Raw genomic sequence first — 16,836 nt, 5'->3', positions numbered from 1 at the left:
GAAAACGCCCCCCGGTGCAACTGGATCGCCGTCGAGGCGCGACACTGGGGGAACGCACCACCCGCCGCCGCCCCCGAGTGCGCGCGTGGTGGTCCCGACGTCGGACGAGCAGGGAGCCTGTGCATGGAACTGGGTGAATACCTGGCGGTGCTGCGCAAGCGGTGGCTCGTGATCCTCGTGCTGGCCACCATCGGCGCGGCGCTCGGCTACGCGTCCACCGCGACCGAGACACCGCTCTACCGCTCGTCGAGCACCGTGTACCTCACCGCGGCCCGCGGCGACACGATCTCCGAGCTGGCCCAGGGCTCCACCTACACGTCCAACCTGATGGAGACGTACGTCCTCCTCGCGACGAAGCCGGTCGTGCTGGAGCCGGTCATCGAGGACCTCCAGCTCGGCGTCTCGGCCAGGACCCTGGCCCGGTCCGTGCAGGCCGACTCGCCGCTGAACTCGTACTTCATCGACATCACCGTGGCGAGCGCCAACCCCCAGCGGGCCGCCGACATCGCGAACGCGGTGGCCGCGCAGCTCTCCTCGACGGTGAGCGAGCTGGCCCCGACCGCCTCGGACGGGACCGCCGCGCTCAAGATGACCCAGGTGTCCCAGGCGGCGCCTGCTCTGGCACCGTTCTCGCCCCGGCCGCGTCTGACCGCGACGATCGGCCTCGTCCTCGGTCTCGCTCTGGGCCTGGTGACGGTCGTGCTGTGGGCCCAGCTCGACACCAGGGTCCGCACGCAGCGCGACATCCCGCAGATCCCGTCGCGGACCGTGCTCGGCCAGGTGCCGCAGGACTCCGCGCTGCGCCGTGACTCGCTCGCGGTCGCGACGAGCCCGCACAGCCCGCTCGCCGAGTCCTACCGGCGCCTACGGACGAACCTGCAGTTCCTCGACGCGTCGCGGCCGCTGAGGTGCGTGGTCGTGACCTCGTCGCTGCCGGGCGAGGGCAAGTCCACCACGGCGATCAACCTCGCCCTCGTGATGGCCGAGAAGGGCGCCAAGGTGCTCCTCGTGGACGCCGACATGCGCTCGCCGTCGGTCGCGGACCTGTGCGGCCTCGAAGGCAGCGCGGGGCTCTCCGGGGTGCTCATCCACGAGGCCGAGCTGGGCGACGTCGTGCAGCCGTGGCAGGTCCACGGGCTCGACGTCATCGCCGCGGGACAGATCCCGCCGAACCCCGGCCAGCTCGTCGAGTCCACCGCGATGGAGAACTTCCTGCACGAGGCGCAGGAGCGGTACGACATGGTCATCCTGGACACCGCACCGCTGCTCGCCGTGACCGACGCGGCGATCCTCGCCCACCGCACCGACGGAGCGATCGTCGTCGCGCGCAGCAAGCGCGTGCGCCGCCCGGACCTCGCCGAGGCCCTCGCCAGCCTGGACGCGGTCGGGGCCCACGTCCTCGGCGTGCTGCTGAACGGCGCTCAGGGCTACCGGGGCGACCTCAAGTACGGCTACGGCCAGACGAGCGGCCGCAGCAAGCGTCGGTTTCGCCGCCTGAGCACCGTGCGGCCGATGGCGTCGCACAAGCACGTGGCACCGCAGCTCACCCCGCTCGGTCCGGACGCGGAGCGGCTCCGCGGCGAGCACTCGCCGTTCGGCGACGGCGACGCCCTCGCACCGACCTGGCACCGGGTCGCGGACACCGACGCGAACGAGATCGGCGCCCGCGGAGACCTCGACGCTCCCGTCGAGCGCGACGAGCAGGTCGCCGAGCAGGACCAGCCCGGCCCGGACCGCACGTCGGTCGCTGACGACGCTGCCCTGGGCGGCGAGTCGGTCGACGACGGTGACGGCGTCGAGCCGTCCGGCGAGGACCACCCTCCGGCCGAGCCGGACGCGCCCGAGGCGGTCACCGAGGCGATCACGGACGCGATCACCGAGGAGATCGACGCGAGCGCCGTGGCCGCCTCGTCCCGGGTCCCCGAGCCGCGGCTGGCCGGCTGGGCCGATCCCGGCGAGCCGGTGGCGACAGCCCGAGAGCGCAGCGATCGCCCCGCCTGATCGCGTGGCCGCCGACAGCGAGCCGCGGAGCCCTGACACCGCGCCGGGCCCCGGCCGGGGACGCCCGCCGGGAGCCACGGCGCTCGTGCTCGGCGTGCTCGCGGCCGTCGTCTCCGCGATCAGCTCCTGGCACGTCAGCCTGTGGTCCGACGAGGCGGCGACGATCTCCGCCTCATCCCGGAGCCTCGCCGACCTCACCCGGCTGATCGACCACATCGACGCCGTGCACGCGACCTACTACGTGCTGATGCACCCGTGGGTCGCCCTCGTGCACACCTCTCCCCTCGGGCTCCGCCTGCCCAGCGCGATCGCGATCGGCGCCGCCGTCGCGGGCGTCTACCTGCTGACCCGCCGGCTCGCCGACCACCGGACCGCGCTGTACGCGGCGTTCGTCGCGATGGCGCTCCCCCGGCTGACCTGGGCGGGGATCGAGGCCAGGCCGTTCGCGCTCGCCGCCGCCCTGGCCGTCTGGTCGACGGTGATCCTCGAGGCGGCGCTGCGGCGCCGGCGGTTCTGGCTCTACGCGGGCTACGCCGTGCTGCTCGGGCTCGGGGTCGCGGTCAACCTCTACGTCGCGCTCGTGGCGGTCGCACACCTGGTGACCGTCGCGACCCGACGCGACCTGCGGCAGTCGCTCGAGGTCCTCGCCGCGGCCGCGTGCGGCGCCGTGCTCAGCAGCCCGGTCGTGCTGCTCGGCCTCGGCCAGGGCGGCCAGCTCGGGGTCCCCGACCGCGGGCCGCTGACGTTGCTGCGGTCGGTCGTGGTCGACCAGTGGTTCCTCGGTGAGACTCCGACCCCGACCACCGGGTCGGGCACGCTCGACGCGTCCCCGTTCGCCCCGGGCGAGTGGTGGAAGCTCGCGTCGGTCGTGGTGGCGCTCGCCTGCTGGGCGCTGGTCGCCGTCGCGCTCCTGCGACGCGACCAGCGCACCGTCGTCCCGTGGGCGCTGCCGTGGCTCGCGGTGCCGACCGTGCTCACCCTCGCGGCGGCCCTCGTCGAGCCGACGCTGTACAACGCGCGGTACTTCGGCATCGCCGCCCCCGCGATGGCGATGCTCGTGGCGGCAGGACTCCGCGAGCTCAGTACGAGGACGGCCACCGGCGTCCTGGTCGCTCTCGCCGTGCTCGTCGCTCCGGTGTACCTCTCCCAGCGGACCGTCACGGCGAAGAGCGGGTCCGACTGGTCGCTGGTCGCGGCGGAGCTCGAGGGCCGGACCGCACCCGGCGACGGCGTGTACTTCGGGCCGCGCGACGACCTGGTCGACGGGGTCGCGCTCCGCTCGCTGCGCACCGCGGCCATCGCCTACCCGGAGCCGTTCACCGGTCTGGTGGACATCACCCTGATCGCCTCTCCCGCCGAGGGCGGGACCCTGTTCGGCACCTCCCGGTCGCTCGCGGCGTCCGCCGACGAGCTCGCGGGCGTCGACACGCTGTGGGTGCTGCGCCGCGAGGACCGGCCGGCGGCCGCGGCGGAGGAGGACCAGCTGCTCGCCGACGCGGGCTTCGTGGTGGTCAGCTCCTGGTCCGGTCCGCAGACCGAGGTCCTGGAGCTCGTCCGGGACTGACGCCGCCCGCGGTCGTGACGCGTCCGCCGCGCGGCGTCAGGCTGCCGACGGGCGGCCGAGCCCGCGCATCTCGCGGTACCACTTGACCGTCGCCAGCAGCAGGTACCCCGCGCTGGCCACGACCACGACGCCGTAGCCCCAGGCGAAGGCCACCGGCCAGGCCAGCAGCACGAACAGGTAGCACTGGACGCCGTAGTCGGTGGGCACCGCCACGAGGGTGCGCACCCAGGCACCGGCACCGCCGCTCGCCGCGAGCGGGACGGTGCCGTGCGCTCGCCGCAACTGCTCGGTGAGGATCATGGTGAAGAACGACACGCTCTGTACGACGGCTGCGGCGAGCGGGACGAGCAGCACCGTCTCGCTGAGGTCGGTCCGGCGCAGCGCGAGGAGCACCGCCAGGGGCAGGGCGACGACCTTGATCGAGTCGACCACGTGATCCAGCCACTCGCCGGCCGGGCTGCCGCCGCCACGCAGCCGCGCGAGCTGCCCGTCCGCGGAGTCGAACGCGTACCCGAGCACGAGCAGCACGGTCACGGTCACCCCCTGGAGGAGGCCCACCGGCGCGAGGGCGAGCACCGCGATCCCGGAGAAGGTGAACAGCGCACTGATGCCGGTCACACCGTTCGGCGTGAGCCCGACGACCGCGGCCGCCGCCGCCAGCACGCGTCCGAGCCGGCGGTTGACGAACCTCGAGTAGGCGGGCGCGCCTCGGGCCGCCGCCTTCTGTGCGCCGCCGAGCGCGGCGAGCGCCTGGGAGAAGGTGTAGCTCACGAGGTCTCCTCGGGTCGTGGTTCGGGACGGCGGCGACCGGACAGGCGCGGCCGGCGAACCCGCCGTGCCGCGAGGTCGCCGAGCAGGGTCTCGTACCGGGCCGCGACGTCGTCCCAGTCGTAGTCCTTGGCGCGCTCGCGCAGCCGCTCGCCACGGGCGACCCGGGCGGCGGGCTCGGCCTCGGCCTCCGTGATCCGCTCGGCCACGGTGCCGGGGTCGGAGAAGAACACCCCGTCGCCGGCGAGCACCTCACGGTTGAAGCTCACGTCATAGGCGATCGTCGGGGCGCCGGCACCGATCGCTCGCAGCAACGCCGGGTTGGTCCCGCCGACGGAGTGGCCATGGAGGTACGTCGCCGCGTTGGCGAACAGCTGGTCGAGCAGCTCGGCGTCCCACAGGCCGCCCAGGAACCGCACCCGGTCGTCCGCCACGGCGTGGACCCGGGCGGTGTACGCCTCGGAGTAGGGCGCCGACCCGACGACGACGAGCGGCAGGGTCGCGGCGCTGCGCGCGTATCCCTCGACGATCATGTCGACGTGGTTCTCCGGCTCGAACCGCGCCACGACCAGGTGGTACCCCCGCTCGGTGAGGTCGAGCTCGGCGAGCCGGTCCGAGCCGGGCGCGACCAGCGGTGCACCGTAGGCGATCAGCCGCGTCGGCGCTCCGAACTCCTCCTGGTAGTAGTCGGCGATGCCCTGCGCATCCGCGATCAGCGCGTCGGACCACCGCACCGAGAGCGCCTCGGCGGCCCGGTAGTAGCGCCGCCCGCGCGGGCCCCACTTGGCCCGGCGCCACTCGAGGCCGTCGACGTGCGTCGCCACCGGGACCCGGGCGGCCCGCAGCACCGGCAGCAGCGGCGCGTTGGCCGCGTTGAAGAGCACCGCGGCGTCCAGCCGCCGGCCCACGGCGTGGCCCACCGACAGCGCCGTGTGCGACAGCGTCTCGAGGGCACGGTGCCGCACGGCGGGCAGGTGGACCAGACGCATGCCGAGGTAGTGCTCCAGGCGAGGCTCGCCGGGAACCGGCCGGCAGTAGACGATGACCTCGTGCCCCCGGTCCGCGAGCCGGCGACCGACCTCCTCGACGGCCGTCTCGAAGCCGCCGTAGCGCGCGGGCACGCCGCGCGTCCCGATCAGCCCCACCCGCAGGGTCGTCATCGTCGTCCTCTCGGTCGGCGCCCGGTCGCCGTCAGACGCCGGCCCGGGTGCCGGCACGTTCCGGGCACGGGCCCGCCGGCCCCGTCGACCCGCGTCGTGCGCGGCACGGAACACCGCGGCGTGTGCGCGCCCGAGGTCCGGCCACTCCCGGCGGGACAGGTCGGGCGGCGCGGGCGGCGCCTGCCGGGTGGCCTCCAGCGCGTCGTGCAGGTCGGTGGCGTCGAGCTCGTCCTCGAACCGCCGCACCCACCACTCGCCGACCTCCTCGGCCATCGCGTCGGTCACCGCGTTCCGCGGGACCAGGACCGGACGGTCGAGGGAGAGCGCGAGGAAGGCCGCGGACGAGTTGTGCATCTGGCGGTACGGCAGCACCACGACCGACGCCTCACCGGTGTCGTGCACCATGACGTCGTCCGGCACGTGCTCGAGCGCGAGCGACACCCGCGGGTCGGCACCCGCTGCGGCTCGCACGGCGGCGGCGACCTCGGGCGTGGACGGACGGCCGGTGACCCGCAGGCTGGCCGACTCGTCCGGCATGCCGGTGAAGACCTCGAGCAGCCGCTCGACGCCCTTGTAGGGCCGGATCAGGCCGAAGCACAGCAGCCGCCCGGGCACCGGACTCGTCGGGGTGACGTCGGCGAACCACTCGCGGTAGTGGCCGAGCGGGATCGTCGTGACCGGCGCGCCGGCGGGCGTCGGGGTGTGCTCGTTGAGCCGGATCCAGGAGGCCGTCCACCGCTCGCACAGGGCCAGGGCGGCGGCCGTCGTCCAGCGCGGTCGCTCGTGCGGGCGAAGGTTGTGCACGGTCCGGACGATCGGCACGCCGAGCAGCCGGCAGCGCAGCAGGACGAGGGCGAACAGGGTGGCGGCCGCCGCGGCCCGCACCGGGTTGCGCCGGTCCACGACGACCTCGGGCCAGTGCACGTGGAAGACGTCGTAGCGGCCGAGCAGCGCGGCCGGCCAGGAGAAGGTGGTGACCTCGACGTCGGCCGGGAACGACCGGAGGAGCAGGACGAGGTAGGGGTTCGTGGTCGTGCGCGGCGCTCGGAAGGACTCGAGCACATGCAGCGGCGGCGCCCCGCCCGCGTCGTCCGTCATCCCGCTCCCTCCTGTGAGTGGCCACGATCGTAACGGCAGAGCGCTGATCACCGACGGTACGCTCGGGCGACGTCCCCGAGCCTGGTGGTGATCCGTGGCACCCCTGACCGCCGTCATCGTCGTCTCCTACGGCTCCAGCCGGTTGCTGGCCGAGAACTTCGCCACCGCGGGTTCACCGGGCACCAGCCCAGCAGGCACCGCGATGGTGGTCGTGGACAACTGGTCCACCGCCGCCGAGCGGGCCGACGTGGCCCGGCTCGCCGCCGACCGCGGCTGGGACCTCGTCGCGCCGCGCGACAACGGCGGGTTCGGCGCGGGGGTCAACCTGGGCGTCGCGCGGGCGCTCGAGCTCGGCGCGGACGTCCTGGTCCTGCTGAACCCGGATCTCGAGATCGACGCCGCGACCGTCGACGCGCTCGCCGAGACGGTGCGAGCCGACCCGGACGCGGTCGTCGCCCCGGTCACCGCGCGACCCGACGGGCGCATGTGGCACAACGGCGGGACGCTCGACGTCGCCACCGGGCGGACCCGCTCGTCCGGTGCGCCGGCAGAGCCCGACTGGTTGTCCGGTGCGGCCCTGGCGATCTCGGCCTCGATGTGGGAGCGGGTCGGTGGCTTCGACGAGGACTACTTCCTCTACTGGGAGGACGTGGACCTGTCGCGCCGGGTCCGCCGGGCCGGTGGGCGGCTCGTGGTCCGTCAGGACCTCTCCGCCGTGCACGACGCCGGCGGCACCCAGGCGACGGCGGGCACCCGGGCCAAGTCGACCGTCTACTACCGCTACATGACCCGTGGCCGGCTGCTGTTCGCCGGTACCCACCTGAGCGCGCGCGCGGCAGCGCGCTGGGCTCTCGGCGCCCCGGGCTACGCGCGCGAGGTGGTGCTGCGGGGCGGCCGGCGTCAGCTCCTGCGCTCGCCGGCACCCGTGCTCGCGGCGGCCCGCGGCACCCTGGAAGGGCTGGCGGCCGGCTGCATCCGGCAGCTGCGCCGTCGCAGGCCCCGCGGCCGCGGCAGCTCGCTGCTGATCGCCCACCCCTCCCCGGACCTGTACGGCTCGGACCGCCAGATGCTCGAGACCGTCGCGGCGGCCGTGGGGGCCGGACGGCGGGTCGAGGTCGCGCTGCCCGCCGACGGCCCGCTGGTGCCCTTGCTGCGCGAGCACGGCGCGACGGTGACCGTCGAGTCGTTCCCCGTGCTGCGCAAGGCGTTGCTGCGGCCGACCCGCCTTCCCGGGCTCGTCGGCCGGACGCTCGTCGCCACCGTGCGGCTCAGCGCGCGGATGCGGCGCGAGCGCCCCGACGTGCTGCTGGTCAACACCGTGACGATCCCGGTGTGGGCCCTGGCGGGCCGGCTCGCCCGGATCCCCGTGCTGTGCCACGTGCACGAGGCGGAGGAGGACCAGCACCGCGTGCTGCGGGCGGGCCTCGCCGCTCCACTGCTGCTCGCCAACCACGTGATCACGAACAGCGCTGCCGCACGTCGAGCCCTGACCGACGTGCTCCCGGTGCTCGCCCCACGCATCACCGTGGTGCACAACGGCGTCCCGGGGCCCGCCGAACCACCGGCTCCTGCCGAGCACGAGGCGGGCGCCCCGTGGCGGCTCGTGCTCGTCGGCCGACTCTCGCCGCGCAAGGGCACCGACGTCGCGGTCGAGGCGGTGGCCCGGCTGGTCGAGGCCGGGCGAGACGTGGAGCTGGCGATCTGCGGGACGACGTTCGAGGGCTACGAGTGGTTCGAGGCGGAGATCGCGGACCGCGCGGCGCGACCGGACCTCGCGGGACGGATCGAGCTGCTCGGCTACGTCCACCCGACCTGGCCGCACCTCGCCGCGGCCGACGTGGTGCTCGTGCCGTCCCGTGCCGAGCCGTTCGGCAACGTCGCGGTCGAGGGCATGCTCGCCCGCCGCCCGGTGGTCGCCTCGCGCGTCCAGGGGCTGGCCGAGGTCCTCGACGACGGCCGTACCGGGCTGCTCGTGCCGGTGGGTGACGCCGACGCCCTCGCCGAGGCCGTGGGTCGGCTGATCGACGACGCGGACCTGCGCACGGCCCTGGCCGAACGGGGCCACGACGAGGCCCACGAGCGGTTCACCCCCGCGCGGTACCGCGCGGCCGTGCTCGCGGTCATCGACGACATGGGGTGAAATCCCGGCCACGACTCGGGCCCTGGCCGGCAGGTGGGTACATTGTCCGCACGCCGACGACCGTCGCGCGTGAGCCGGGCGTCGTCGACCGTGCGGGTCGCCGGCGCGGCCACGCACCAGGAACGGAAGGGCTGCATGCGGGCACTCGTCACCTGGGCCAGCGACACCTCACCCAACCTCGGCGTCCGGGCTCTCGCGCAGGGCACCGAGGCGCTGCTGCGCCGGGTGTGGCCCGACGTCGAGGTCGAGCACCAGAACTTCGGTCGGGGCGCCGCCCCGATGCCGATCGGCCGCACCCGCTCCCTGGTCAAGGAGCGCGTCACCGGCCGCGCCGGTCTGATGGCGTGGCTGCGCGGCTTCGACCTGGTCGTGGACACCAGGTCCGGCGACTCGTTCGCCGACATCTACGGCGTGCGGCGCCTGCAGCGGATGACGGCGTTCGCCGAGCTGGTCGCGCAGGCGAAGGTGCCCCTCGTGCTCGGCCCGCAGACCGTGGGGCCGTTCGACCACCCGCTCGGCCGTGCGCTCGGCCGCTGGACCCTGCGCCGTACCGACCTCGTCATGGTGCGCGACGGCGAGAGTGCCGCGTGCGCCGAGGGGCTCGGCCGCACGCCGGACGTGCACACCACGGACGTCGTCTTCGCGCTGCCACAACCCGACGTGCCGCGCGACCGGGACGTCGTGCTGAACGTCTCGGGGCTGCTGTGGCGCCCCGGACCGCACGTCGACGCCGCCGCCTACCGCCGCACCGTCACCGACCTGCTCGACCGGCTCGGCGCGGAGGGGCGGACCGTGACCCTGCTCGCCCACGTCCTGGACTCCGACCACCCGGACAACGACGTGCCCGCGGTGCGTGAGCTCACGGCCGCCCGCGGCCTGGAGGCCGTGGTTCCGGCCGGCCTGGAGGAGGTCCGCGAGACCGTCGCCTCCGCGACCCTGGTGATCGGCTCGCGGATGCACGCGTGCCTCAACGCGCTCTCGGTCGGCACGCCCGCGATCCCGCTCGCCTACTCGCGCAAGTTCGCCCCGCTCCTCGGCGAGCTCGGCTGGGGTGCGACGGTCGACCTGCGCACCGCCGAGGACCCGGTCGCCGACGTGATGCGACGGCTGACGGACGACCTGGCGCAGCAGAGCGACGCGGTCGTCGACCGCGCGCAGGCGCTGCTCCGCCCCGCCGAGGACGCCCTGCGAGGGCTGCTGTGAGCGCGGCGCCGTTCGGGACGACGGCGCGGTGAGCGAGCCCGCCGCCGGGCAGGAGCCGGCTGCCCCACCGCCGCGGCTGAGCCACACGGCGGCCCGCGGCGCGATGATCACCCTGACCGGTCAGGGCGCGCGGATGGCGCTGCAGATCCTCTCGGTCGCGGTGCTGGCCCGTCTGCTCGCCCCCGAGGACTACGGCCTGCTCGCGATGGTCACGGTGATCGTCGGCGTCGGCGAGATCTTCCGGGACTTCGGCCTGTCCTCGGCGGCCATCCAGGCACCCGACCTGTCCAAGGCCCAGCGGTCCAACCTCTTCTGGATCAACGCCGGCATCGGGGTCCTGCTGGCCGGCATCGTGATCGCCTCGTCCGGGCTGATCGCCACGCTCTACGGCAGGGACGAGCTCGCCACCCTCGCCAAGGTGCTGTCCGTCACGTTCGTGTTCAACGGCCTCGCCACCCAGTACCGCGCCGACCTGGTGCGCGGGCTCCGGTTCGCCTGGACCGCCGCGGCCGAGCTCGCCGCGCCGGCGGTCGCGCTCGTCACGGCCGTGCTCGCGGCGCTCGCCGGCTGGGGGTACTGGGCCCTGGTCGCCCAGAACGTCGCGCAGTCCCTGACGCTGCTGATCGGGTACGTGATCGGCGGCCGATGGCTGCCCGGGCTGCCGCGCCGGGTGTCCCGATGCGGGGTCTCCTGTCGTTCGGCTGGAAGCTGGTCGGCACGCAGCTGATCGGGTACGCCAGCAACAACACCGACGCGCTGGTGATCGGCATGCGCTTCGGAGCCGGCCCGCTCGGCTACTACAACCGGGCGTTCCGGCTGCTCATGACGCCGCTGATCCAGCTCCGGGCACCCACGACGACGATCGCCCTACCGGTGCTCTCCCGCCTCCAGGGCGAGCCCAAGCGATTCGGCGACTACGTGATCCGCGGCCAGCAGGCGCTCGGCTACACCCTGGTCGCCGGGCTGGGGCTCGTCGCCGCAGCGGCGGAGCCGATCACCGCCATCTTCCTCGGCGACCAGTGGCTCAGCGTCGTCCCGATCCTCCGGTTCCTCGCGCTGGCCGGCATGTTCCAGACGCTCGCCTACGTCGGGTACTGGGTGTACCTGGCGAGGGACCTCACCACCGACCTGCTGCACTACACGCTCGTCTCGGCCGGCGTGCGGATCACCTGCATCCTGGTCGGGAGCACGTGGGGGGTCGTCGGCGTCGCCGCCGGGTACGCCCTCGCGCCCGCGCTGACCTGGCCGCTGTCGCTGTGGTGGCTGTCCCGACGGGCCGCGCTGCCGGCCCGGGACCTCATCGTCGGAGCGTTGCGGATGCTCTCCGTCGCCGCCGCGGCGGCCGTGCCCACGGCCCTGCTCGTCGTCCTCCTCGAGGACGCTCCGAGCGTGCTCACCCTCGCCGCCGCGACCCTGACCACCGCGGCCGTCTACGGCCTCGCCTGGCTCGTCGTGCCGAGGGTCCGGGCGGACCTTCGGGGCGTGATCGACGTCGTCCGGCTCGGCGCGCGGCGGAAGTCCGCTTCCTGAACCGGGGACCTCACCCGTTCGGGTGAGTAGAGTGAACCCGATCTGCCGCCCAGCCACGGGAGACCTGCATGCCCGGACGCCACCGCGCTGCGGGTGCTCCCGCCCGCACGCGGCGAGACTCTCCTGCGGGCGGCCGGCAGCAACGCTGGTTCTCGTCCGCACCAGGGCGTCGCCTGGTACGGATCTGGGTGCTGGCGTCCGCCGCGATCCTCGCCACCGGGGCAGCCCTCTCCGCGTCGGCCGCTCCGGTCGACCGGCCCGCGTCGCTCGCCGCGCTCCCGGCGGTGGATGCCGTCCGGGACGCGGCCACGGCGTCCCGGTCCGCGGTGCGCAGTGCCGCCCCGGCCACCCCGGCCCCGACCTCGTCGGCGGCGGTCACCGACCCGCCGGCGACGCCCGAGGACGCCGGTCGTCCACCCGTCACGTCGCAGTCGGCCACCCCGTCGCCGAGCCCGTCGCCCAGCGCGACCGCGTCCTCGAGCCCCTCGCCCAGCGCGAGCGCATCGCCGTCGCCGAGCGCGTCACCGAGCGCGAGCCCGTCGCCGAGCGCGAGCCAGACGTCCAGTCCTCCGGCCGCGGCGCCGTCGTCGTGGTCGTTGCCGGTCGGCGTGCCGGCGGGGACGTCGTTGACGGTGCACAACGGTGACCTCACGGTCACCACCGCCGGTGCGGTGATCTCCAACCTGGACATCCGCGGCTACCTTCGGATCAAGGCCCCGAACGTGACCGTGAAGAACACCATCGTGCGCGGCGCGCCGGGCCTGACCGGCTCGATGTCGCTGGTCCAGGCCTCCTCGACCGGGACGAAGATCATCGACTCCGAGCTCGTCGCGCAGTACCCGACCTGGGGCATCGACGGGATCGTCGGGTCCGGGTTCACCCTGACCCGGGTCAACATCCACGGCGTGGTCGACTCGGTGAAGATCACCGGCGACAACGTGACCATCGACTCCTCGTGGCTGCACGACAACCTCTACTACGCCAGCACGCCCTCGGGCCACGACACCCACAACGACAACATCCAGATCCAGGTCGGCACCAACATCACCGTGCGCAACTCGGTGCTCACCTCGACCCGCTACACCGGGATGATCATCACCCAGGACACCGGCGACGTCTCCAACGTCACCTTCACCAACAACCGTGCCGACAACGGCTCGTGCACGATCAACATCGCCGAGAAGTCCTACGGTCCGATCCATGGCCTGACCATCGCCGACAACGTGTTCGGCATCGGCCAGACCAACCCGCACTGCGCCGTGATCGGCCCGGACTCCACCACGAAGATCTCCACGATCACCGGCAACAGCTTCACCGACGGCACCACCTTCCGGGTCTCACCCGGCAACTGAGCAGGGCGCCGGCCAGGGCCGGCCGGCTCGAGAACGATGCTCCGCCGAACGGGTCACGACTTGCGGGGAGTTGTCCGGTTTTGGGTTGATCTGGCCGTTATGCGTCTGTGATCTTCTTCACAATCCCTGGAAATTCACCCTTCGAGCGCCTGTACTTTCACACGAACGGCGCTCACGACCGCCCCCACTCGCCACCCGGACGGGTGAGCGATCGTGAGGAGATGCCCCCGCCCGGGTGCAGCTCGAGCCGACCATCCGAAGACGAAAAGGCAAACCCGCCGCGAGGCGGGGACGCAAAGCCATGGGGCCTCCAAGGGCCAGCCAGGCTACCGAACCGACGGAGCTCATACGTGATCACCGCAGGGCCATTCTCTCGTTCCCTCCGACCCGGTGTGCGCAAGCGCGCCGCCGCGGTCGCAGCAGCCCTGGCGACCCTCGTGGTCATGGTGGCGCCCGCCTCACCGGCGCACGCCGCCACCACCGCGGAGGAGAAGATCCGCACCTACGTGACGTCGGTGTACAGCGACCTGTTCGACCGAAAGCCGGACAGCGCGGGCCTCTCGTCGTGGACGACCGCACTGATGTCGGGGACCCCGCGGATCGCCGTCGCGAACTCCATCACCGCGAGTGACGAGTACCGCAGCCGCCTGATCAAGAGCTCGTACTGGACGTACCTCAGCCGCAGCCCCGAGTCGGCCGGCATGTCCTCGTGGCTGGCCTTCCTGCGCAGGGGCTCGACGCTGCAGAACATGGAGGCAGGCTTCCTCGCGGCGCCGGAGTACTACCAGCAGTCCGGCAACTCCGACGCCACCTGGGTGTCGCGTCTGTACCGGCACGTGCTCGGCCGGAGCGCGTCGAGCTCGGAGGTCTCCTACTGGGTGGGCAAGCTCCACTCCGGGACCTCGCGGTACTCGGTCTCGATGGGCTTCCTGAACTCGGCCGAGCACCTGGGCACGGTGATCGACGGCTTCTACCGCGACCTGCTCGGCCGCAAGATCGACTCGTCCGGCCGGACCACCTGGGTCACCGCCATCCAGCGCGGCACCCGGCTCGAGCAGGTGATCGGCCAGCTCATCGCGAGCGACGAGTACGTCAGCTCCCACGGCGGCGTCTGGACCCTCGCGCCGACCGGCCCGGACCAGGTCGCAGCAGGTGTGCCGGCGGGGACGTCGCTGACGGTGCACAACGGTGACCTGACGGTCACCACCGCCGGTGCGGTGATCTCCAACCTGGACATCCGCGGCTACCTGCGGATCAAGGCCCCGAACGTGACGGTGAAGAACACCATCGTGCGCGGCGCGTCCGGCCTGACCGGGTCCATGGCCCTGGTCCAGGCCTCGTCCACCGGGACGAAGATCATCGACTCCGAGCTCGTCGCGCAGTACCCGACCTGGGGCATCGACGGGATCGTCGGGTCCGGGTTCACCCTGACCCGGGTCAACATCCACGGCGTGGTCGACTCGGTGAAGATCACCGGCGACAACGTGACCATCGACTCCTCGTGGCTGCACGACAACCTCTACTACGCCAGCACGCCCTCGGGCCACGACACCCACAACGACAACATCCAGATCCAGGTCGGCACCAACATCACCGTGCGCAACTCGGTGCTCACCTCGACCCGCTACACCGGGATGATCATCACCCAGGACACCGGCGACGTCTCCAACGTCACCTTCACCAACAACTACGCCGACGACGGCTCGTGCACGATCAACATCGCCGAGAAGTCCTACGGCCCGATCAACGGTCTGACCATCACCGACAACATCTTCGGCACCGGCCAGACCAACTCCCACTGCGCCGTGATCGGCCCGGACTCCACCACGTCGATCTCCACGATCACCGGCAACACGTTCACCGACGGGACCGCGTTCCGGGTCAACCCCGGCACCTGAGCACCGCAGCTGCAAAGGGCCCCGTCCGACCCCCGGACGGGGCCCTTCGCATGCCCCCGGATGGTGACCTCGGATGCGAATTCGACACCCCGGACGTCGCTCTGACCTGCACAGATGGCCCACTGTGGCCGAACTCACTCACCCGAATGGGTGACGTCGTTATATTTCCGTGACACTATCTCCATCACGTCGTTATCCATGCCGGCCCTCGACACCGGCCCGCGCGAACTCCCGTGCGAACCCGCGAGCGACGCACAGCCGCCCGACGAGATGGAGCACCCGCATGACGCATGGCCGCCATACCCTGGCCGTCGCCAGGGGTCGACATGCCGCCCCCACCACCACTCGCCCCTCGCGCCGTCGCACGGGCTTCGCCGTCCTCGCCGTGGCGGCGCTCGTCGCGACGACCGCGTCCTCGGCCCAGGCCGCGACCCGCACCGGTCCGCCGATCGGCAACGTCGACAAGGTCGTCGCCGTGGACGGAGGCGTCCGCGTCGAGGGCTGGGCGTGGGATCCCGACACCACCGATCCGGTGACCGTCGAGCTCCACGTCGGTAGCCAGACGGTGGTCAAGACCGCCACCGCCTACCGACCGGACGTCGCGCGGGTCTTCCCCGAGGCCGGGAGCAACCGCGGCTTCGCGACCACCGTGCCGACCCGCGGCGGCGAGATCACGATCTGCGTGGTCGCGCAGAACGTCGGCCCCGGCTCCGACCGCTCGTTCCCGTGCCGCACCGTGAACGTCGTGAACGACGACCCGGTGGGTTCGCTCGACGTGGTCGCCGCCCAGGACGACGGCACCGTGACGGTCCGAGGATGGGCCGACGACATGAACGCCACCGGCGCCGTGTCCGTGCGGCTCACCGCCGGCGACGCGACCAGCACCGTCTCGACCGGTGAAGCGCGGCCCGACGTGCCCACCGTGATCCCGTGGGCCGACGGAGCGACCGGATGGTCCTCGTCGCTCTCCGGGTTGTCCGGCTCGACGAAGGTCTGTGCCGTGGCACTCAACGTCGGCCCGGGCAGCGACACCCCGCTCGGCTGCCGCACGCTCGACCTGCCGGCCGGGACCGCATCAGCGACCCCGACCCCGACCCCGACGACATCGCCGAGCCCGAGCCCGTCACCGAGCCCGACGGCATCGCCGAGCCCGTCACCGAGCCCGAGCCCGACGACCGGAACGCCGTCGTCGTGGTCGTTGCCGGTCGGCGTGCCGGCGGGGACGTCGTTGACGGTGCACCACGGTGACCTGACGGTCACCACCCCCGGTGCGGTGATCTCCAACCTGGACATCCGCGGCTACCTGCGGATCAAGGCCCCGAACGTGACCGTGAAGAACACCATCGTGCGCGGCGCGTCCGGCCTGACCGGCTCGATGTCCCTGGTCCAGGCCTCGTCGACCGGGACGAAGATCATCGACTCCGAGCTCGTCGCGCAGTACCCGACCTGGGGCATCGACGGGATCGTCGGGTCCGGGTTCACCCTGACCCGGGTCAACATCCACGGCGTGGTCGACTCGGTGAAGATCACCGGCGACAACGTGACAGTCGAGGACTCGTGGCTGCACGACAACCTCTACTACGCCAGCACGCCCTCCGGCGGCGACACGCACAACGACAACGTGCAGATCCAGGTCGGCACCAACATCACCGTGCGCAACTCGGTGCTCACCTCGACCCGCAACTCCGGGATGATCATCACCCAGGACCGCGGAGACGTCTCCAACGTCACGTTCACCAACAACCGTGCCGACGACGGCGCGTGCACGATCAACATCGCCGAGAAGTCCTACGGCCCGATCCATGGCCTGACCATCGCCGACAACGTGTTCGGCGCCGGCCAGCTCAACCCGCACTGCGCCGTGATCGGCCCGGACTCCACCACGAAGATCTCCACGATCACCGCCAACCCCTTCACCGACGGCCCCACCTTCCGGGTCTCGCCCGGCAACTGAGCCCGCACCACGAGGGGCCCCGTCCGCACGCCGGACGGGGCCCCTCGTGCATGCCCGTGTGCCGGTGAGCCACGTCGTTGCCGGGAACCGGTGTGACGCTCGCCACACCTGCCCGGATCGCACCGTTTTGCCACCTCGTGGCGAGACAGTCACCACCTGCAAAACCCT

Annotated in this window: 12 protein-coding genes and 1 riboswitch; of the genes, 9 read left to right on the top strand and 3 right to left on the bottom strand. The window is 72.7% G+C overall.

The features are described from left to right. Nucleotides 1-123: 123 nt before the first annotated feature. Both OEB99_RS16005 and OEB99_RS16000 read left to right on the top strand, forming a co-directional pair. Nucleotides 124-2,001 (top strand): polysaccharide biosynthesis tyrosine autokinase, encoded by a 1,878-nt coding sequence (locus tag OEB99_RS16005; protein WP_263578285.1) that lies wholly within the window; start codon nt 124-126, stop codon nt 1,999-2,001. Between the two features lie 4 nt (nt 2,002-2,005). Then, entirely contained in the window at nt 2,006-3,565 is a 1,560-nt protein-coding gene (locus tag OEB99_RS16000) for a glycosyltransferase family 39 protein (protein WP_263578284.1), read from the top strand. Nucleotides 3,566-3,601: 36 nt separating this feature from the next. Here the strand turns inward: OEB99_RS16000 and OEB99_RS15995 are convergent, their stop codons facing one another. Then, entirely contained in the window at nt 3,602-4,336 is a 735-nt protein-coding gene (locus OEB99_RS15995; RefSeq protein WP_263578283.1) for a CDP-alcohol phosphatidyltransferase family protein, read from the bottom strand. Continuing rightward, entirely contained in the window at nt 4,333-5,493 is a 1,161-nt protein-coding gene (locus OEB99_RS15990) for a DUF1972 domain-containing protein (protein WP_263578298.1), read from the bottom strand. The genes OEB99_RS15995 and OEB99_RS15990 overlap by 4 nt, the downstream gene beginning before the upstream one ends. A 1,192-nt stretch (nt 5,494-6,685) precedes the next feature. On the opposite strand from OEB99_RS15990, the gene OEB99_RS15985 reads away from it, so the two are divergent. The 4 genes from OEB99_RS15985 (at nt 6,686) to OEB99_RS15970 (ending at nt 11,464) form a co-directional block, all read left to right on the top strand. Then, nucleotides 6,686-8,731 carry a glycosyltransferase gene (locus OEB99_RS15985; protein ID WP_263578282.1) on the top strand — a complete coding sequence of 682 codons (2,046 nt, stop codon included), beginning with the start codon at nt 6,686-6,688 and terminating at the stop codon, nt 8,729-8,731. A gap of 69 nt (nt 8,732-8,800) precedes the next feature. Beyond that, nucleotides 8,801-9,934: a polysaccharide pyruvyl transferase family protein gene (locus tag OEB99_RS15980; RefSeq protein WP_263578281.1), complete on the top strand. Its 1,134-nt coding sequence runs from the start codon at nt 8,801-8,803 to the stop codon at nt 9,932-9,934. 28 nt (nt 9,935-9,962) lie between these two features. After that, complete coding sequence (locus OEB99_RS15975) at nt 9,963-10,661, top strand: oligosaccharide flippase family protein (protein WP_263578280.1); 699 nt, start codon at nt 9,963-9,965, stop codon at nt 10,659-10,661. Further along, nucleotides 10,613-11,464, top strand: a complete 852-nt coding sequence (locus OEB99_RS15970) for an oligosaccharide flippase family protein (protein WP_263578279.1) — start codon at nt 10,613-10,615, stop codon at nt 11,462-11,464. The genes OEB99_RS15975 and OEB99_RS15970 overlap by 49 nt, the downstream gene beginning before the upstream one ends. A gap of 10 nt (nt 11,465-11,474) precedes the next feature. Here the strand turns inward: OEB99_RS15970 and OEB99_RS15965 are convergent, their stop codons facing one another. Further along, entirely contained in the window at nt 11,475-12,155 is a 681-nt protein-coding gene (locus OEB99_RS15965) for a hypothetical protein (protein ID WP_263578278.1), read from the bottom strand. Here OEB99_RS15965 and OEB99_RS15960 point away from each other — a divergent pair. The 3 genes from OEB99_RS15960 (at nt 12,136) to OEB99_RS15950 (ending at nt 16,668) form a co-directional block, all read left to right on the top strand. After that, nucleotides 12,136-12,816 (top strand): right-handed parallel beta-helix repeat-containing protein, encoded by a 681-nt coding sequence (locus OEB99_RS15960; RefSeq protein ID WP_263578277.1) that lies wholly within the window; start codon nt 12,136-12,138, stop codon nt 12,814-12,816. The two genes, OEB99_RS15965 and OEB99_RS15960, sit on opposite strands and share 20 nt — an antisense overlap. A gap of 258 nt (nt 12,817-13,074) precedes the next feature. Continuing rightward, nucleotides 13,075-13,150, top strand: a riboswitch (cyclic di-GMP riboswitch). Nucleotides 13,151-13,208: 58 nt separating this feature from the next. Further along, a complete protein-coding gene (locus OEB99_RS15955) occupies nt 13,209-14,714 on the top strand; it encodes a DUF4214 domain-containing protein (RefSeq protein ID WP_263578276.1) in 1,506 nt (501 codons plus the stop codon). Nucleotides 14,715-14,997: 283 nt separating this feature from the next. Next, nucleotides 14,998-16,668 carry a right-handed parallel beta-helix repeat-containing protein gene (locus OEB99_RS15950; protein WP_263578275.1) on the top strand — a complete coding sequence of 557 codons (1,671 nt, stop codon included), beginning with the start codon at nt 14,998-15,000 and terminating at the stop codon, nt 16,666-16,668. Nucleotides 16,669-16,836 lie beyond the last annotated feature (168 nt).

The organism is Actinotalea endophytica, assembly GCF_025717005.1.
Lineage (GTDB): Bacteria > Actinomycetota > Actinomycetes > Actinomycetales > Cellulomonadaceae > Actinotalea.
The sequence above is the reverse complement of the archived record's forward strand: the minus strand, read 5'-3'. Positions and strand labels throughout refer to the sequence as shown.

Bases quoted from the DNA above. Each gene is read 5' to 3' on its own strand.
- OEB99_RS16005 (WP_263578285.1), top strand. From the start codon at position 124: ATGGAACTGGGTGAATACCTGGCGGTGCTGCGCAAGCGGTGGCTCGTG.
- OEB99_RS15990 (WP_263578298.1), bottom strand. From the start codon at position 5,493: ATGACGACCCTGCGGGTGGGGCTGATCGGGACGCGCGGCGTGCCCGCG.
- OEB99_RS15970 (WP_263578279.1), top strand. From the start codon at position 10,613: ATGCGGGGTCTCCTGTCGTTCGGCTGGAAGCTGGTCGGCACGCAGCTG.
- OEB99_RS15965 (WP_263578278.1), bottom strand. From the start codon at position 12,155: ATGTCCAGGTTGGAGATCACCGCACCGGCGGTGGTGACCGTGAGGTCA.
- OEB99_RS15950 (WP_263578275.1), top strand. From the start codon at position 14,998: ATGACGCATGGCCGCCATACCCTGGCCGTCGCCAGGGGTCGACATGCC.